At 65.2% G+C, this 16,628-nt stretch carries 14 protein-coding genes and 1 tRNA gene; 6 read left to right on the top strand and 9 right to left on the bottom strand.

What is annotated here, in order from left to right:
• Positions 1-91: 91 nt before the first annotated feature.
• Complete coding sequence (locus tag Q8Z05_RS11735) at positions 92-442, top strand: hypothetical protein (protein ID WP_305939814.1); 351 nt, start codon at positions 92-94, stop codon at positions 440-442.
• A gap of 29 nt (positions 443-471) precedes the next feature.
• On the opposite strand, the gene Q8Z05_RS11730 is transcribed toward Q8Z05_RS11735, so the two are convergent.
• From Q8Z05_RS11730 to Q8Z05_RS11715, 4 genes are all read right to left on the bottom strand, one after another.
• Positions 472-945 carry a GyrI-like domain-containing protein gene (locus Q8Z05_RS11730; RefSeq protein WP_305939813.1) on the bottom strand — a complete coding sequence of 158 codons (474 nt, stop codon included), beginning with the start codon at positions 943-945 and terminating at the stop codon, positions 472-474.
• Positions 946-1,027: 82 nt separating this feature from the next.
• Positions 1,028-1,369: a PRC-barrel domain-containing protein gene (locus Q8Z05_RS11725; RefSeq protein ID WP_305939812.1), complete on the bottom strand. Its 342-nt coding sequence runs from the start codon at positions 1,367-1,369 to the stop codon at positions 1,028-1,030.
• Positions 1,370-1,460: 91 nt separating this feature from the next.
• A tRNA-Thr gene (locus Q8Z05_RS11720) sits at positions 1,461-1,537 on the bottom strand.
• 158 nt (positions 1,538-1,695) lie between these two features.
• Entirely contained in the window at positions 1,696-2,586 is an 891-nt protein-coding gene (locus Q8Z05_RS11715; protein WP_305939811.1) for a DsbA family protein, read from the bottom strand.
• Between the two features lie 180 nt (positions 2,587-2,766).
• Between Q8Z05_RS11715 and Q8Z05_RS11710 the strand changes: the two genes are divergently transcribed.
• From Q8Z05_RS11710 to Q8Z05_RS11695, 4 genes are all read left to right on the top strand, one after another.
• On the top strand, positions 2,767-4,266 hold the full coding sequence (locus Q8Z05_RS11710; RefSeq protein ID WP_305939810.1) for an alpha,alpha-trehalose-phosphate synthase (UDP-forming): 1,500 nt from the start codon (positions 2,767-2,769) through the stop codon (positions 4,264-4,266).
• Positions 4,256-5,074: a trehalose-phosphatase gene (otsB, locus tag Q8Z05_RS11705; protein ID WP_305939809.1), complete on the top strand. Its 819-nt coding sequence runs from the start codon at positions 4,256-4,258 to the stop codon at positions 5,072-5,074. Before Q8Z05_RS11710 ends, otsB begins: the two co-directional genes overlap by 11 nt.
• A gap of 268 nt (positions 5,075-5,342) precedes the next feature.
• The gene (locus tag Q8Z05_RS11700; protein ID WP_028271384.1) at positions 5,343-6,425 is read left to right on the top strand and encodes an ABC transporter ATP-binding protein; all 1,083 of its coding nucleotides are present in this window, start codon (positions 5,343-5,345) and stop codon (positions 6,423-6,425) included.
• Between the two features lie 116 nt (positions 6,426-6,541).
• Complete coding sequence (locus tag Q8Z05_RS11695; RefSeq protein WP_305939808.1) at positions 6,542-7,957, top strand: DUF4032 domain-containing protein; 1,416 nt, start codon at positions 6,542-6,544, stop codon at positions 7,955-7,957.
• 9 nt (positions 7,958-7,966) lie between these two features.
• Here Q8Z05_RS11695 and Q8Z05_RS11690 read toward each other — a convergent pair whose 3' ends face one another.
• Entirely contained in the window at positions 7,967-9,337 is a 1,371-nt protein-coding gene (locus Q8Z05_RS11690) for an FAD-binding oxidoreductase (RefSeq protein WP_305939807.1), read from the bottom strand.
• Positions 9,338-9,485: 148 nt separating this feature from the next.
• On the opposite strand from Q8Z05_RS11690, the gene Q8Z05_RS11685 reads away from it, so the two are divergent.
• Positions 9,486-10,454, top strand: a complete 969-nt coding sequence (locus Q8Z05_RS11685; protein WP_305939806.1) for an IS481 family transposase — start codon at positions 9,486-9,488, stop codon at positions 10,452-10,454.
• Here the strand turns inward: Q8Z05_RS11685 and Q8Z05_RS11680 are convergent.
• The 4 genes from Q8Z05_RS11680 to Q8Z05_RS11665 all read right to left on the bottom strand — a co-directional run bounded on the left by Q8Z05_RS11680 (position 10,451) and on the right by Q8Z05_RS11665 (position 16,458).
• Positions 10,451-12,325, bottom strand: coding sequence for a glycoside hydrolase family 13 protein (locus tag Q8Z05_RS11680; protein WP_305939805.1), 1,875 nt, complete (start codon positions 12,323-12,325; stop codon positions 10,451-10,453). The genes Q8Z05_RS11685 and Q8Z05_RS11680 overlap by 4 nt on opposite strands.
• 2 nt (positions 12,326-12,327) lie before the next feature.
• A complete protein-coding gene (locus Q8Z05_RS11675) occupies positions 12,328-13,296 on the bottom strand; it encodes a sugar ABC transporter permease (protein ID WP_305939804.1) in 969 nt (322 codons plus the stop codon).
• On the bottom strand, positions 13,293-14,990 hold the full coding sequence (locus tag Q8Z05_RS11670) for an ABC transporter permease subunit (RefSeq protein ID WP_305939803.1): 1,698 nt from the start codon (positions 14,988-14,990) through the stop codon (positions 13,293-13,295). The genes Q8Z05_RS11675 and Q8Z05_RS11670 overlap by 4 nt, the downstream gene beginning before the upstream one ends.
• Positions 14,991-15,159: 169 nt before the next feature.
• Positions 15,160-16,458, bottom strand: a complete 1,299-nt coding sequence (locus tag Q8Z05_RS11665; RefSeq protein WP_305943546.1) for a sugar ABC transporter substrate-binding protein — start codon at positions 16,456-16,458, stop codon at positions 15,160-15,162.
• Positions 16,459-16,628: the final 170 nt, after the last annotated feature.

The following is a 16,628-nucleotide window of genomic DNA, read 5'->3' as shown; positions in this document are numbered from 1 at the left end:
TTCCGACATTCGCAAATGGAGAGGTGCTGGCGGCCCGTGAACCGTGGATTTAGCCTTGATGCACAGCATCCGAGACCTCCGGAGGTATGGCATGGCCACGAAACTCAACAAGAAGGCACTGGAGCACGCCCGCAGCCTCGTCAAGGACGGAAAAGTTGTCCGCGATACCCGGGACGACTGGAGCGAGCACGCGCCGTCGGCGGACCAGGAAAATGCCTATATCGACAAGCACGGCTTTCCGGAGTTCTCCAAGTGGCACCTGGGCCTGGACCCGGACGAGTCGGAAGGAACCAAGGGCAGCGTGAGTTTTCCTTTCGGGGATTTCAAGAAGGTCCACCGTTGCGCCGTGGCCTCCCTGGAAAGCCGGGCTGCCCAGCACAACCACCATGAAATCGCCAAGGCCGCCAAGGACCTGCTGGAAAAGATCGACGCCGAGGACTAGGCGACGGGACTCAGCGCGGCCCCCGGTCGTTACGACTCAGCCACGGGCCACACAACCAGGGTCTTCCACGTGGAGGAATCCGGCTCCGTGGCGGGGTCGCTGAGGTAGTACTCCCACATGGAACCAGCCGGACTGAAACCCTCTTCGGTCATCCGCTCCTGGATGGCGTCGTACGTCGTGCTCAGGGTGTCGTACGGACCGGTGTGGGTCGCTTCGAAGGCCTGGCACGCCGGCAGGGTCCCGGCCGCCACTCCTGCGGACGCAGAGATCGGCGCCGAGACCGGAAAGCCTGCCTCGACGTCGACGGAGTCGGTGGGCATGTTCAGGTACCGGCCAAAAGGCGGGCCGCCCAACTGCACGCCCTGCTGTTGGGCCGCTGCCATAACAGCGCCGTAAGCGCGGCCGAAGAATTCCGGCAGCTCGTTCATGGGCACGTTTTCGCGGACGACGGCGGTGGGCTGCTCGGTGCGCTGGACCAGGCGGATTTCGGTTTCATGGCTCATACGCCAACCATCCGCGGCGCGAACGCTGCAGCCTAGGGTCGAAGGACCCGGGCCCCGGTGCACGCCAAGCAGCCCGCGGGCCTCAGTGATGGGCGCGCACGCCCTCTTTGAGCCACAACGTGTCGCCCTCAACACGGTCGAGCTCATCCGAGGCGACATACGCATGCCCGGCGAACAGACCGGATCTGTCAACCTTCACATAACCGATCCGCAGCAGCCTCTCCGCTGTGTGGCGGGGCAGACTGGAGGTCGCGGCGAAATGGTCGATCACCGCGCTAACCAGGCCTCCTGTTTCAGCGTCGGTCTGGCCGTCCGAGGTAACCGCCTCCGGATCACCCATCTTCAGGTCCTCGACCTTGCCGATCTTCTTCCCGTCCGGTGCAACCACGTGCATTCCCTCACGTACCTGCTCAATGACCGCCATGACGTCCTCCTCCATGCCTTGCACCGCTGGATGCAACACAGTGTAGGCCTCACGGGGAGCCAGCAATAGGCGCGAACAATGGCAGCCTTCGTGGAGCCCCCTGTCGGATTCGAACCGACGACCCCCGCTTTACAAGAGCGGTGCTCTGGCCAACTGAGCTAAGGAGGCGTACCTGTTTCTGCCGGATGGATCCGGCTCAACAGCGGCACCAGGTGCAGTGCTAGATAAGGGTAGCCCAAGGACGCCCCGCTGGTAAAAACGGCAGCGGCCCGGTTCCGGAGGGTTCCGGAGCCGGGCCGCTGGGCTGCTGCGCGGGGCGGTGGTTCCTAGCCCTTGGCGTCGATGGCAGCCTGGATGAACGGGATCAGGTCAGTGTTGGCAGAGTCGCCCTTGCCCCACTGCTTGCCGTCGACGAAGGCGGTGGGGGTGCCGGTCACGCCGATGGCCGCAGCTTCCTGGGTGGCCACCTTCACGTAGGGCCGGAATTTCTTCTCTTCCACGCACGAATCGATGCTCTTGGCGCCCACGTCCGTGGCCATCTTCTTCAGTTCGTCATCCGAAAGGCCCGCACCACCCTCTGCGGGCTGCTTGTCGAAGAGCGCATTGACGAAGTCGGCGTACTTTTCGGGCGATTCATTGACCACACAGGCAGCGGCGTTGGCCGCGCGTGAGGAGTAGTTGGTGGTGGACTGCTGGTCCAGGAAACCGAGGGCCCGGTATTCCACCGAGATCTTGCCTTCGTTGCGGAGGCTGGTCAGCTGTTCGTTGTAGGTGGTTTCGAACCGCTTGCAGACGGGGCAGATGAAGTCGACGTATACGACCACTTTCACGGGCTTGCCGGCTTCAGCCTCGGCGCCGGGAGCCGTCACCTCGGCGGGCGGCGTTTCCGGCTTGGCGGGGACGTCCTTCACGTTGACCGTGGCGGGCTCGGACTTCAGCACCTCGGAGTTGGCCAGCAGCGTCACGCCGCCGTGGATGTTGCCGTTGGCCGGGGTGGGACCTTCGTCCGCCACCGGGGCGTTGTTCCGGATGTTGGAACTGACAACCAGTGCCACGATCGCGAGGATGGCTACTACCGCCACCACGATGCCCCAGCCGATGAGGAGCTTGTTGCGCTTGTCCTTCTTCAGCTGCGCTTCACGGATCTCACGGGCTTTCTCGCGGGCCTCGGCAGTGCGTTCTGCTTTGGATTTGCGGGGTTCGTTTGCGGCGCTCATCAGTTCCTCGGGTCGATCGGCCAGGTGCGGACCACATCAGTGGCAACTTTTTCAGTCTAGGGGAGAAACCTGAGAGCTTGCGCCTTCAAGTTTCCGCCTGTCTGCCCAACGGATGGATAGCACGGAAGATTCCGTCCGACTAGGGTTGACTTCGAGCCATTAGCAACCCAAGGGACACCAATGCACACTACGCACCGTGAAAAGTCCGAAGCAACCGCCGAAGGAAAGCCCGCCCACGCCGGCCACGCGGCTGCCGCGCTCTACGACTTCATGGTGGTGTCCAACCGGCTGCCGGTTGACCGCTGCTCCCCGGAAGACAGGGGTTGCGAGGACGGCTGGCGCCGGTCGCCGGGCGGCCTCGTTACTGCGCTGGCCCCCATGATGACCAAGACCGACGGCGCGTGGGTGGGCTGGCATGGTGCCCCGGATGAAACCGTCAAGCCCTTTAGCCACGGCGGCATGGACCTGGTCCCGGTGCAGCTAAGCACTGACGACGTCGAGCTCTTCTATGAGGGCTTCTCCAACGCCACCCTCTGGCCGCTGTACCACGACGTCATCGCGCCGCCGGAATTCCACCGGACCTGGTGGGATTCGTACCGCAAGGTGAACCGGCGGTTCGCCGACGCCGTCGTGCGCCACGCCGATCAGGGGGCCACCGTCTGGGTGCAGGACTACCAGCTGCAACTGGTTCCCAAGATGCTCCGCGAAGCACGCCCTGACCTCAAAATCGGGTTCTTCAACCACATACCGTTTCCCCCGCCGGAGATTTTTGCCCAGCTCCCCTGGCGCCGCGCCATCATTGACGGCCTCCTCGGTGCCGACCTGGTCGGTTTCCAGCGGAGCAGCGACGCCGGCAACTTCATGCGTTCCGCCCGGCGTTTCCTGGGTGCCAGCGTCAAGCAGCAGCAGGTCCACGTCAAGGGTCCCGACGGCGAAACCACCCACATTGCCCGGGCGCAGGCGTTTCCGATCTCCATCGACGTCAAGCAGATCAGCGAACTGGCGCGCAAGCCCGAGATCATCGAGCGTGCCCGCCAGATCCGCCGGGACCTCGGCAGCCCCAAGACCATCCTCCTCGGCGTTGACCGCCTCGACTACACCAAGGGCATCCGCCACCGGCTCAAGGCCTATGAAGAGCTGCTGGCCGACGGCAAGGTCACGGTGGAGGACGCGGCCCTGATCCAGGTGGCGAGCCCCAGCCGGGAACGGGTGGAACAGTACCGCCTCCTCCGTGAAGAAGTGGAAGGCACCGTGGGCCACATCAACGGCACCTACGACACCATGCAGAACACTGCCGTCCGATACCTCCACCACAGCTACCCGATCGACGAAATGGTGGCGCTGTACCTTGCCGCCGACGTCATGCTGGTCACGGCACTGCGGGACGGCATGAACCTGGTTGCCAAGGAATACGTGACGGCGCGTACCAACAACGACGGCGCCCTGGTGCTGAGCGAATTCGCCGGTGCCGCGGACCAGCTCAAGCAGGCGCTGCTGATGAATCCGCATGACATCGACGGACTCAAGGACACCATCATGAGGGCCGTCAACATGCAGCCTGCCGAGGCGGCCCGGCGGATGCGGTCCATGCGCAAGCAGATCCTGGACCACGACGTCGACCACTGGTCAGCCGAGTTCCTTGCAGCACTCAAAGAGAAAGTGGTCCGCGATGACACCTGATGCAGCCCCCGGCAAGGCGCCCCTGACGCTTCAGCCCGAACTCCTGGCCGCCCTCAAGACAGTTGCCGCCACCGATCACCTTCTGGTGGCCATGGATTTCGACGGGACCATCTCCCCCCTCGTTGACCATGCGGCCGATGCCCGCCCGCTCCCCCGCTCCGCTGCAGCCTTCGCCGCCCTCGCGGCCCTCCCGCGAACGACGACGGCACTCATCTCGGGCCGGGCACTGGGCAGCCTCCGGGCGGTCGCTTCGCCGCCCCCGGAGACCCTTCTCATCGGCAGCCACGGGGCCGAGGCCTGGCTGGGACCGGGCTCGTCCGAGCTGACGCTCGACCCCGAGCAGCTTGCCCTGCTGGCGGAGGTCCGCCGCATCCTTGAGGAGATCGTGGAGCAGGCGCCTGGCACGCTGCTGGAGGACAAACCTGCCGGGGTGGTGCTCCATACCCGCCTCGCGGCCGACGACGTGGCCGAGGACGCCGTCGCTGCCGCCCGGGCAGCCCTGCAGGGCCGGCGGGACGTCTACCTGAAGAACGGCAACCGCGTGCTGGAAACGTCCGTGGTCCACGCGTCCAAAGGCGAGGGCATGGCCTTCCTGCGCCAGGCGACCGATGCCACGGCCGTGGTGTTCGCCGGCGACGACACCACCGATGAGGACGCGCTGGGACGGCTGTATCCGGGCGACGTGGGGGTAAAGGTGGGGCTGGACTTCACGCAGGCGCAGTTCCGCGTCGAGGCACCCGTGCACATCGCCGAACTGCTGGAGACCCTGCTCCGGGAACGGACCCGGGCCTTGGCTGAATCCCCGTAAATCCGCGTAATTCCGCGGCCGAGCCCCCGGCCCCACACCGCACCTGTTACGAATCTCATATGTGACGCCCGTAACATTTGCACCCAATTGCATAAAATCTGACATACTCTGTTTGTGATGTGGCGCACAGAGACCGTGCGGCGTCATGCGATACTCCTCGGCTTCGGCCGGGGAGTACACGGCTGAAAAACCGTGGACAACTGAATAAACATGAACCATTCACAACGGATCGTCCGGCACGTACCTGCCGGTGAAGGGATTGATAACTGTGGCAACAGTTACTTTTGATAACGCAACACGTCTGTACCCGGGCACAGATAAGCCCGCCGTCGATAAGCTCAACATCGACATCGCCGATGGCGAATTCCTGGTCCTCGTCGGACCCTCCGGCTGCGGTAAGTCCACCTCCCTGCGCATGCTTGCAGGTCTTGAGGACGTCAACGCAGGCCGCATCCTCATTGGCGACCGCGACGTCACCGATGTTCCCCCGAAGGACCGCGACATCGCGATGGTCTTCCAGAACTACGCCCTGTACCCGCACATGACCGTTGCGGACAACATGGGCTTCGCGCTGAAGATCGCCGGCGTCAGCAAGGAAGAGCGCGCCGAGCGTGTCCGCGAAGCAGCCAAGCTGCTTGACCTCGAGCCCTACCTGGACCGCAAGCCGAAGGCACTCTCCGGCGGTCAGCGCCAGCGTGTTGCCATGGGCCGCGCCATCGTGCGTAACCCGCAGGTCTTCCTCATGGATGAGCCGCTGTCCAACCTTGACGCCAAGCTCCGCGTCCAGACCCGTACGCAGATCGCGTCCCTGACCCGCCGCCTAGGTGTCACTACCGTCTACGTGACCCACGACCAGGTCGAGGCCATGACCATGGGTGACCGTGTGGCTGTGCTGAAGGACGGCCTGCTGATGCAGGTTGACACCCCGCGCAACCTCTACGACAAGCCCAAGAACGTGTTCGTCGCCGGCTTCATCGGCTCCCCGGCCATGAACCTGCTGGAACTCCCCGTCGTCGACGGCGGCGTCCAGTTCGGCGGAACCGTCTACCCGGTACCGCGCAACATCCTCGAAGAGGCACACGGCGCCACAGTCACCCTGGGTTCACGCCCTGAGGACCTCGAGCAGGTCGCCGCAGGTGAAGGCCTCCAGGTTGAGGTTGACGTCGTCGAAGAACTCGGCGCCGACGCCTACGTCTACGGCCACACCACGCTGGACGGCAAGAGCCACGACATCGTGGCCCGCGTCGACGGCCGCCGTCCCCCGATGAAGGGCGAGTCCATCTACGTTCGCCCGCAGTCCGGACACGTGCACCTGTTCGACACCAAGACCGGCCTGCGCCTCGGCGACTAGCCTTTAGCACCAACCGACGGCGGCCCCTCCTCACTGGACGGGCCGCCGTCGTGATTTAAGCGCGGTTTCCCCGCTTTCTTTAGGCGGGCCGCCCCTACGTACGGAAGAATTGGCACATGACCGAGGAAAGCAACGCCCAATGGCACGACGAACCCACCGACTACGGCCAGATCGGCAAACTGCCTCGGTTTGAAGCGGCCAGCGCCAACGACGACAAGAGTTCCAGCGTCTCCAGCAACCTGAGCATCACCGCCGCATCGGCTGATCCCGAGCTCCTGGACCTGCCGTGGCACATCGCTTTGGAGGACTGGCCTGCGGAATACCTCGCGGCGCTCCCTCGCGGTATTTCCCGGCACATCGTGCGCTTCGCCCACCTGGGCGGATCGGTGATCGCCATCAAGGAAACGTCCGAACACGTGGCGCGCCACGAGTACCACATGCTCCGCAAGCTGGCCCGCCTGGACGTGCCGTGCGTTGAGCCGGTTGCCGTCATCACGGGCCGCACCACGCCCGACGGCAGGCCCCTGAACCCGGTCCTCGTCACGCGGCACCTGAAGTTCTCCATGCCATACCGGGCTCTTTTCTCCCAGATGCTGCGCAAGGACACGCTCACCCGCCTCATCGACGCCCAGGCGCTGCTGATGGTGCGGCTTCACCTGATCGGGTTCTACTGGGGCGACGTCTCGCTCTCCAACACCCTCTTCCGCCGCGACGCCGGTGCCTTCGCCGCCTATCTGGTGGACGCGGAGACCGGCGAGCTGTATCCGGACCTGTCCACGGGCCAGCGTGAGTACGATCTCGAGATCGCCCGGGTCAACATTGCCGGTGAGCTGATGGACCTGCTGGACGGCGGCCTGATCGAGGAGAAGGTGGACCCGGTGGCCACCAGCGAACTCATCATGGACAGCTACCGGCGGCTCTGGACCGAGCTGACGGAGAAGGAATCCTTCGAGATCGGCGAACGGTGGCGAGTGGCCGCCCGGATCCGGAAGCTCAACGAGCTCGGGTTCGACGTCGAGGAATACGCCATCAAGACCACCCAGAACGGCTCCACCATCCAGCTCCAGCCCAAGGTAGTGGACGCGGGCCACCACCAGCGCCGCCTGTTGCGGCTTACCGGACTGGACGCCCAGGAGAACCAGGCCCGCCGCCTGCTCAACGACATGGACTCGTTCCGCGCCGACAACAACCCGGCGATGGACGAGGAATACAGCGCCCACCTGTGGGTCAGCCAGATCTTCGAGCCCATTGTCCGCTCAATCCCGCGAGACCTTTCCGGCAAGCTCGAACCCGCGGAAGCTGTCCACGAGGTGCTGGAACACCGCTGGTACATGTCCGAGAAGCAGGAACGGCACATTCCACTCGCCGAAGCGGTGCAGTCCTACATCGATTCCATCCTCCGGCACCGCCGCGACGAGGCGGCAATCATGCTCAACCCCGACACGGAGTTGCTCAAGATCCTCGAAGTCGAGACCGAGCAGTCCCGCTACGGCGACGAGGACATCGACGAATACCCGGACGCAGACGACTAAGCCGCCGAGCTAAATCGCTTTTCCGGGGTTCAGGATGCCGGCCGGATCGAAGAGATGCTTGATTCGGCGCTGCAGTTCCCGCACGGGTTCGGGCTGTTCCAGGCCCAGCCAGCGCAGTTTGTACTGCCCGATCCCGTGCTCGCCCGTGATGGTGCCGCCCATGGCCAGGGCCACCGTGATTGACCTGTCCAGGCAGTCGCCCAGCCGCTGCATGGCATCGGCGTCCACCTCGTTGTCCACGCGGTCCACCCAGAATGTGGGGTGCAGATTGCCGTCGCCGGCGTGCGCCACAACTTTGAGCTGCACGCCGTGCTCCGCCGCCATGGCTTCGAGTTCGCCGACGTAATCCACCAGCCGCGAGCGCGGCACGGCAACGTCTTCCCCCACCCGGTATTCGTCGTCCACTTCCACACCGCGGCTGTTACGCCGGAGTTCCACCAGCCGCTCGGCTTCGGCGCTGGCCTCCGTTGTCACCGTGGCTCCGCCGGCGGCAAGGACCTCGCGGACCACGTCTGCCTCCGCAGCTGCCCCGAAGCCGTCTGTCTGGATCAACAGGAGCGAGGCTCCGCGGGAGCTCAGGTCCGAGCCGTGGATCGCGTCGAGCTGAAGCAGCGAACCGCCGTCGAGAAGTTCCATAATGGCGGGCTGGACCCGCGCTTTCCCCACAGCCAGCACGCCTGCCGCAGCGCTGCGAAAGTCCGGGTAGAACGCGGCAATGGTGTGCACTTCGCGGGGCAGGTATTTCAGCCGCACCGTTGCCCCCACCACGATTCCGAGCGTCCCCTCGGAGCCGACGAACAGCCCGGTCAGGTCGTAGCCCGCAACACCCTTGAACGTCTGATGCCCGGTGTGGACCAGGGATCCGTCCGCCAGCACCACGTCGAGGGCCAGCACCGAATCGCGCGTGACGCCGTATTTTGCGCAGCGCAGGCCGCCTGCGTTGGTGGCCACGTTCCCGCCGATGGTGGACGTCCGGAAGCTGGCGGGATCCGGCGCGTACATCAGCCCGTGGGCGGCGGCGGCGTCGTTGAGGTCGGCGTTGATCACGCCGGGTTCGACGACGGCGGTCTCGTCGTCCGCATTCAGGGCAAGGATGCGGTTCATCCGTTCAAGGCCCAGCACAATGCAGCCCGGGCTGGCATGGGCGCCGCCGGAGACACCTGTACCGGCCCCGCGGGCAACGATTGGCACGCCGCGTTTCGCACAGGCACGGACCACAGCCTGCACGTCCGCGACAGTTTCGGCCCGGACGACGGCCAGCGGCAGCTGGTAGTCGACCACCGGGGCCTGGTCCACGGCGTAGGCCGCCAAGGTCATCTCGTCCACGGCCAGCTTGCCGGGCTCCAGAATGGTTTTGAGCTCGTCAACGATATTGCCCATGCGGCCTCCAGGTCCGTCGAATCCGGCCTCCAGTCTAGATGTATTGACCACGGACGTTAGTTACATGCGGCGTGGTTTGGTGACATGAAGAAGACCTCCGGGTGGAGTGGGGCTTGTCTAGAGTCCAATTCCACGCACGGAGGTCTTCATGTCCCACCCTAACGCTCTTCTGACCCCTCGTGGCCGGCTGCAGCTCGCACAATGTGTCGTTGACCAATGCTGGAGTCTGCGCCGTGCCGCTGAACGCTTCCAGGTCTCAGTGCCAACGGCGGCTCGTTGGGCGCAGCGCTACCGCGAGCACGGCCCGGAGGCAATGAATGACCGTTCCAGCCGCCCGCATTCCTCGCCCCGGCGGACAGCAACGCGGACGGAGCGGCGGATCATCGCCGTGCGCGTGAACCGCCGGTGGGGGCCGGCAAGGATCGGTTATCTGCTGGGAATCCACCCCTCCACGGTGCACCGCGTCCTGTCCCGCTACCGGCTGGCGAAACTGGCCTGGCTTGATCGTGGCACCGGAAGAGTGATCCGCCGCTACGAACACGAGAAGCCCGGGGACCTGGTCCATGTCGATATCAAGAAACTTGGTCGGATCCCGGACGGCGGCGGACACCGCGCCCTCGGCAGGGCCACCGGACGCCGGAACAAGGCCCGGACTCCATCCAACCGCCGGCCCGGCTACCACTACCTCCACAATGCCGTCGATGACTATTCACGCCTTGCATACACCGAGATCCTCACCGACGAGACAAAGGAAACCGCAGCAGCCTTCTGGCACCGCGCCAACGCCTGGTTCCAAGCCCAAGGGATCACGGTCCAGCGCGTCCTGACCGACAACGGAAACTGCTATCGGTCCCGCGCCTTCGCCCAAGCCCTGGGCCCGGACATCAAGCACAAACGCACCCGCCCCTATCGCCCGCAAACCAACGGCAAGGTCGAACGGTTCAACCGCACGATGCTGGAGGAATGGGCCTACGCCCGCCCCTACCGCTCCGAGGCCGAGCGTGTTGCCGCCTTCCCCGACTGGCTCCATGCTTACAATCACCACCGAGCCCACACTGCCCTTAAGGGTCAGACACCGGCCAGCCGCGTCACTAACCTCTCAGGTCAATACATCTAGACGGCGGGCGTGTCCGTCCCGGGAAGGACCCAGACAGCGGCCGCTGCTTCGCCCGCACGGATGCTGGTGCACCCGTTCCCGGCCGCGACGCTGACGCTTCCGACGCCGAATGCGGGTTGGCCTGCCAGGGCGGCCAACTGTGCCTGGGACAGTGAGCCGGCCGCGACGTCGGCCCGGGCGGCCGCGCGGGCCACGAACACCAGGACTGCACTTCCCGCAGTTTCCCGGATGAAGGCGATCGCATCGCCTTCCGCATACAGCCAGCGGATTCCGCCCTCGGTGAGCGCCGCCTGCCCCCGCCGCAGGGCTGCCAGGGCTGCATAGCTGGCACGGAGGTCCTTCTCGATCCGGCGGGAGTCATTCCAGGGCATCGGCGTCCTGGAGTCTTCACCGTTGGAGCCTTTGAGTCCGAATTCATCCCCTGCGAAGACCACCGGGACACCGGGAAGGGTGAACATCATGACGGCCCCGAGCAGCTGCCCGCCGTCGATCATCACTGTGGCCGCCCGTGCCGTGTCATGGCTGTTCAGGGCGTTCATGTTCTGCAACCGTAGGTCCCAGCTGAAGCCCGACGCGAGGTCCAGGTGGGTGGCAAGGAAGTCCTCTGCGCCCACCCTGTTCGGCCCGGCGAGGGGCGTGCCGAAGAAATTCACGTGCGCGGCGTCCCCTCCTAGCCACGACCAGAGCGGGCGGGTGAAGTTCGCGTAGGTCATGGCCCCGTGCCAGTGTTCGCCGGTGAAGTCCGGCGCGGCGTCGTTCGTGGCTTCGGCCAGCAACGCGGCGCCGGGGTTGATTTCCCGCACCCGTTCGGCGATCAGCCGGGCCACCTCGCGGTTGAGGTCCGTGGCACCCAGCCGCCCGGTCATATTGCCGACGTCGATCCGCCAGCCGTCCAGGCTGAACGGCGGCCTGAGCCACCGCGCCACCGCTGAGTCGTCGTCAAGGACGAACCTGCGCTTCAACCCTTCGGAGGACCAGTTGAGCTTGGGCAGCGAGGCCACGCCATACCAGGATTCGTAGGTCCGGTGGTCCGCGCTGAAATAGTAGTAGCCGGCTTCCTCTGATTTCGGATCCGCCAGCGCCTGCCGGAACCACTCGTGGGCGTCGCCGGAATGGTTCGCCGTGAGGTCGCCCAGCACCTTGATCCCGCGGGCATGGGCCGCTTCCACGAGCGCCACGAGCGCACCGTCCCCGCCAAGCAGCGGATCCACCGTGGTGAAGGTGGAGGCGTCGTAGCGGTGGTTGGAGCGTGCCGGGAAGAAGGGTGTCAGGTAGATGACGTCGGCGCCGAGTTCCTGGATGTGGTCCAGCCTTTCCGCCACCCCGGCAAGGTCTCCGCCGTAGAACTGGAGCGGCGTTGCCGGTCCGGTTCCCTCCACCGCGGTGTGGTCCCAGTCGGACGGGACGGCCCAGTCGGGCGCCGGATGCGAACCGGCCCCGGCCGAGCGCGCGAACCGGTCCGGAAACACCTGGTAGATCGTTCCCCGCCGCAGCCACTGCGGCGCAGCCGGGAACGAGGTCAGGCGGAAATCCGCGTAGTCGGAGACATCGCGGCGGAACAGCCCCTGCGCGTTGAGGCTCCAGTACCCGCCGTCGGCCTCCAGCAGGAAGCGGTACCGGGCCACCGGGTTGGTGACGGTCATTTCCGCTTCCCACCACGTCCAGCCGTCGCACTCCCCCACGATGCGCGCGGCGTCGTATCTCGGTTCACCGTCATGAACGGACCGGAGCCAGATCCTGGCGGCACGTCCCCACGCCCCAGGGACCCTCACCCGGAGCCGGGCAGTATCGCCAAGTTCAGTGCGCCGGGGTGCGTGCAGGGGCGAACCGTCGTGGTGCGGGAGGGGGCAGTGCGCAGGAAATGGAGCCATGCTCAGCCTTTGACCGATCCCTGGGTAAGCCCGCTGACAATGTAGCGCTGGAGGAACAGGAACAGGGCCATCACCGGGACTGCTGCGAGCACAGCGCCGGCGGCAAAGACGCCCCAGTTTTCCGAGCGCTGCTGGGCGACAAACGAGTAGAGTCCGACGGCGAGCGTCTGGCTGTCCGGGTCTGTCAGCACCACGCTGGCGATCACGAACTCGCTGGAAATGCCGATGAAGGCCAGCAGGCCCACCACGGCAAGGATCGGTGTCACCAGGCGCAGGATGATGCCGAAGAAGATCTGGACATGGCTGGCGCCGTCGATCTTCGCCGCCTCGTCCAAGGACTGCGGAACAGTGTTGAAGAAGCCGTACATCAGGTACGTGTTCACCCCGAGCGCACCGCCGAGGTACACCATGATGAGGCCCAGCTGGCTGCCCAGGCCAAGGGCAGGGATGACCTCCGAGATTCCGCTGAGCAGCAGGAAGATGGCCACCACGGCCAGCAGCTGGGGGAACATCTGGAGCAGGAGCAGGCTCAGCAGTCCGATCCGGCGTCCCTTGAAGCGCATGCGGGAGAATGCGTACGCGGCCATGGCACCCAGGAAGACCGTCGCGGCCGAGGTCACCACGCCCACCACCATTGTGTTGACGAACCAGCGTCCGAAGGGCCGCGACTGGTCGTTGAACAGGGCGGTGAAGTTGCCGAGGTCCAGCCTGCTGAAGAGTGCGTTCGAGCCCACCAGTGTGCCGGTGGAGTTGAACGCGGCGGACAGCACGTAGAGCAGCGGGAAGATCGCGAAAATGGTCACCGCAATTCCCACGAGGTGTCGCCAGCCCTTGTCCTTGAACCAGGCACCGAAGGTGCGCCGCCGCTGCAGCTGCTTCAGCTGTTCGACGTCGGTGGTGCCGGAAGCGGTGACGGCGGAGCCTGCGGCGGGTGCCGCCGTCGTGCCCGTGCGTGCCGTTGACCCGTTCATGAGTTCACGTCCTCGAGTGCCTTGGTCTGCTTGAAGCTGATGGCCGAAACGGTGGCCACGATGATGAAGATGATGATGGCCAGCGCGCTGGCGAGGCCGTAGTCGCGTCCTGTGCCCTGCCCGAACGCCACCTTGTAGACAAGCGTGATCAGGATGTCCGTGGCCCCGATGTCGCGGTCTGTATCCCCGAAGCGCGGTCCGCCGCCGGTAAGCATGTAGATCACGTTGAAGTTGTTGAAGTTGAAGGCGAAGGACGAAATCAGGAGGGGTGCGATGGAGACCAGCAGCAGGGGCAGCTTGATGGACCGGAACACCCGCCACGGTCCGGCGCCGTCCATGCGTGCAGCTTCATCGAGCTCCGTGGGCAGCGACTGGAGGGCGCCGGTGCACACCAGGAACATGTAGGGGAACCCAAGCCACAGGTTGACCACCAGGACGCTGATCTTGGCCAGGAACGGGTCGGTCAGCCAGCCGATCGTGGCACCGCCCAGCAGCGTCTGGTTGAGCCAGCCGAACTGCGGGTTGAGGATGCCGGACCAGACGAGTCCGGAGAGGAACGCGGGGAAAGCGTACGGCAGGATCATCAGGATCCGGTACACCTTCTTGCCGCGCAGGTCTTCGCGGTTGAAGGTGACGGCCAGGAAGAGTCCCAGCGCAAAGGTCAGGCCCACGGAGGTGACGGCGAAGGTGAAGGTCCACAGGATGACGCCCAGCAGCGGCCCGCGGAGGCTCGGATCGGTGAAGGCACGTGCGAAGTTCTCCATGCCGACGTCGATCTTCCAGCCGGTGGTGAGGGTCTCGCCGTTGCTGTCCGCGAAGGCGCCCTTGCCGTTGTCGCGGTAAACGGTGCCGGTGTCCGTGTCGGTGAACGTGTCGGCTGCCGCGTCATACGTCAGCGCCGGCTTGAACTCGTAGGCGTTGCTGCCGTCAGCCGTGCGCAGCGTGCCGTCAGCCGGGTCGTCGGAGACGGGTACCGTGATGGCCAGGATTTCCTGCTGGTTGGCGACGATTTCCTGGAAATTGAGTGTCCGGTAGCCGTCAACAGAGTTGGCCTTGCCCGTGGAGTCGGTGCCGGCGTCGGGGACCTCCTGCAGGGGCGTGCCGGTGCTGCCGATCGAGGCCTTGCCGTCCGGGTCGGTGAACAGCAGGTAGAAGTCGCTGCCCTTGGTGAGCACAGCTGCCTTGTAGGCCGGCGAGTCCGGGACGCGCTTCTGGGCGGTCAGCTGGATGGCCGCAATGGCGTCGTCCTTGGTGCTGTTGTGCCCGTCACCGTAATTGGTGAAGGCAATGTAGCCGCTGAACAGGACCACGAAGACCTGGAACACCAGCAGGAACAGCACGCCCGGTGCCAGGTATTTTGCGGGCAGTCCCCCCTTGCGGAGGTAAATCCAATTAATGGCCAGGACGACGGCGGACGAGACCGCCAGGGCACCCCAGGACTGGCTCAGGAAAAGCATCATCAGGACATAGACAGCCAGGGCGTCGACCAGGCCCAGGAGCACAATCTTGGCGACGGTCCCCCTGGCGGAGTCATCGCGGGAGCGGCGGTTCGGCAGTCCCGGACGCCGGCCCTGGGGGCGGCCGCCCGGTGTTGTTGCGGCTCCCGACGTTGATTCGGCTCCCGCTCCCGACGTTGGTTCGGCTCCCGACGACGGGGGCGGCGGAGAATCCTGGAAAAGGTCTGTTTTGGGCATGGCTGTCTATGGTCCTTGGGAGAAGCGGGGCCGTGAAGAGTTCGGGGCGCTGCCGTGGCGCTGCCGTGGCGGGCGCAACGGCAGGGGCCGCAGCGGGGCTGCAGCGGACAGGCCGGGCGGCGAGAGCCGCCCGGCCTGTCATTGGCAGGAGCGAGCCTGATGGAAGGCGTCAGCCGGCGATTTTTGCCTTGATGCTGGAAGCCATCTTGGCCCAGTCGGCAGCCGGGTCGCCCTGGCCCTTGATCAGGGCAAGTTCCGTGGCTCCCCAGTCGGCCCAGACGGCACTCATTTCCGGGATGGCCGGCATGGGAACACCGGTGGCACCGATTTTGCCGAATGCTTCAACGACGGGGTCGCTGGCAGCCTTCTCGAAGGAGGACTTCAGCGCCGGCGGGCGGCCGCCGGCCTTGTACATGGAATCCTGTGCGTCCTCGGAGGTGAGGTAGTTGGTCACGAACTCGTTGGTGGCCAGCGCATTGGCGCTCTTGGCGCTGATGAAGAAGCCGTTGACGCCGATGAATGGCTGGGCGGGCTTGTCGCCGGCGGTGGGCAGTGCGTCAACCGCAAACTTGATGCCCTTCTTCTGGACGTCCGGAACATTCCACGGGCCCGTCAGGAAGTACGGGGATTCGCCGGCCAGGAACTTCTCCTTGGCAATGTCTCCGGTGATGTTGGAGTTGATGATCTTTTCACCGCTGTCGCCCCAGGCCACCAGTTTCTTGGCGAACTCGACGCCCGCGGCGTCGCCGATGAGGAGCTGCTTGGGGTCGTAGCCGCCGTCGGCCGCCTGGCCGAAGACCTGGGAACCCATGGACGCCTGCAGCGGGTAGAGGTGGTACGGGTCGCCCTGCTTGGGGTCCATGCCGACAAGGAACGGGAACGTGGCCTTGCCGTCAGCCACAGCCTTCTTGCCGTTGGCCACGACCTCATCCATAGTTGCCGCACTCTCGGCCACCAGGTCGGTGTTGCGCAGCAGCGCGATGTTCTCGATGGCGTAGGGGACGCCATAGACGGAACCGTTGAAGGTCATGGCCTTGATGGAGGAATCCTGGAAGGACGACGACTTGTCTCCGAGTTCGATCGGAGCGATCACGCCGTTCTGGACGAACTTGCCCACCCAGTCATGGGGTCCGACGATCAGGTCCGGCCCTTTGCCCGTGGGGACCTGGGTGATGAAGTCGTCGCGGACAGCGGCGAAGTCCTTGACGACGAGCTTCACCTCAATGCCGGTATCGGCCTGGAACTTAGCGGTGATGTCCTTCAGCGCAGGTGACCGTTCGGCGTCGACCCACATGGTGATCGTGCCGGCACCGGCGGATTTCAGGTCCTGCTTGGCGGTGGCGGTTGCCGGTGCGGTCGCTGACGCGCCGCCGCAGGCGCTGAGCGCCAGGGCCGCCACTACGGAGAGCGCGCCCGCCGTAAAGACGCGGCGGCTGGTCCCGCTCGTGAGGGTGTTCTGCACCTTCATTGGTGTCCCTTTCATAAAAAATCCTGCATCCACGCGTTGGCCCTCGGGCCCTGTGGCATCGTCGGTGATGTGGCTCACAGCTGCAAGCGCTTCCAAAGTACACGGAATGCTCCATGTTGGAAAGCCACCCTACTCGGCGGTAGCCAGCTGCACCAAACTGATCGGGGCGC

The sequence above is a fragment of the Arthrobacter oryzae genome (assembly GCF_030718995.1).
GTDB lineage: Bacteria > Actinomycetota > Actinomycetes > Actinomycetales > Micrococcaceae > Arthrobacter > Arthrobacter oryzae_C.
The sequence above is the reverse complement of the archived record's forward strand: the minus strand, read 5'-3'. Positions and strand labels throughout refer to the sequence as shown.

Coding starts and splice junctions, on each gene's coding strand:
- Q8Z05_RS11735 (WP_305939814.1), top strand. CDS start 92: ATGGCCACGAAACTCAACAAGAAGGCACTGGAGCACGCCCGCAGCCTC.
- Q8Z05_RS11730 (WP_305939813.1), bottom strand. CDS start 945: ATGAGCCATGAAACCGAAATCCGCCTGGTCCAGCGCACCGAGCAGCCC.
- Q8Z05_RS11725 (WP_305939812.1), bottom strand. CDS start 1,369: ATGGCGGTCATTGAGCAGGTACGTGAGGGAATGCACGTGGTTGCACCG.
- Q8Z05_RS11715 (WP_305939811.1), bottom strand. CDS start 2,586: ATGAGCGCCGCAAACGAACCCCGCAAATCCAAAGCAGAACGCACTGCC.
- Q8Z05_RS11710 (WP_305939810.1), top strand. CDS start 2,767: ATGCACACTACGCACCGTGAAAAGTCCGAAGCAACCGCCGAAGGAAAG.
- otsB (WP_305939809.1), top strand. CDS start 4,256: ATGACACCTGATGCAGCCCCCGGCAAGGCGCCCCTGACGCTTCAGCCC.
- Q8Z05_RS11695 (WP_305939808.1), top strand. CDS start 6,542: ATGACCGAGGAAAGCAACGCCCAATGGCACGACGAACCCACCGACTAC.
- Q8Z05_RS11690 (WP_305939807.1), bottom strand. CDS start 9,337: ATGGGCAATATCGTTGACGAGCTCAAAACCATTCTGGAGCCCGGCAAG.
- Q8Z05_RS11685 (WP_305939806.1), top strand. CDS start 9,486: ATGTCCCACCCTAACGCTCTTCTGACCCCTCGTGGCCGGCTGCAGCTC.
- Q8Z05_RS11680 (WP_305939805.1), bottom strand. CDS start 12,325: ATGGCTCCATTTCCTGCGCACTGCCCCCTCCCGCACCACGACGGTTCG.
- Q8Z05_RS11675 (WP_305939804.1), bottom strand. CDS start 13,296: ATGAACGGGTCAACGGCACGCACGGGCACGACGGCGGCACCCGCCGCA.
- Q8Z05_RS11670 (WP_305939803.1), bottom strand. CDS start 14,990: ATGCCCAAAACAGACCTTTTCCAGGATTCTCCGCCGCCCCCGTCGTCG.
- Q8Z05_RS11665 (WP_305943546.1), bottom strand. CDS start 16,458: ATGAAGGTGCAGAACACCCTCACGAGCGGGACCAGCCGCCGCGTCTTT.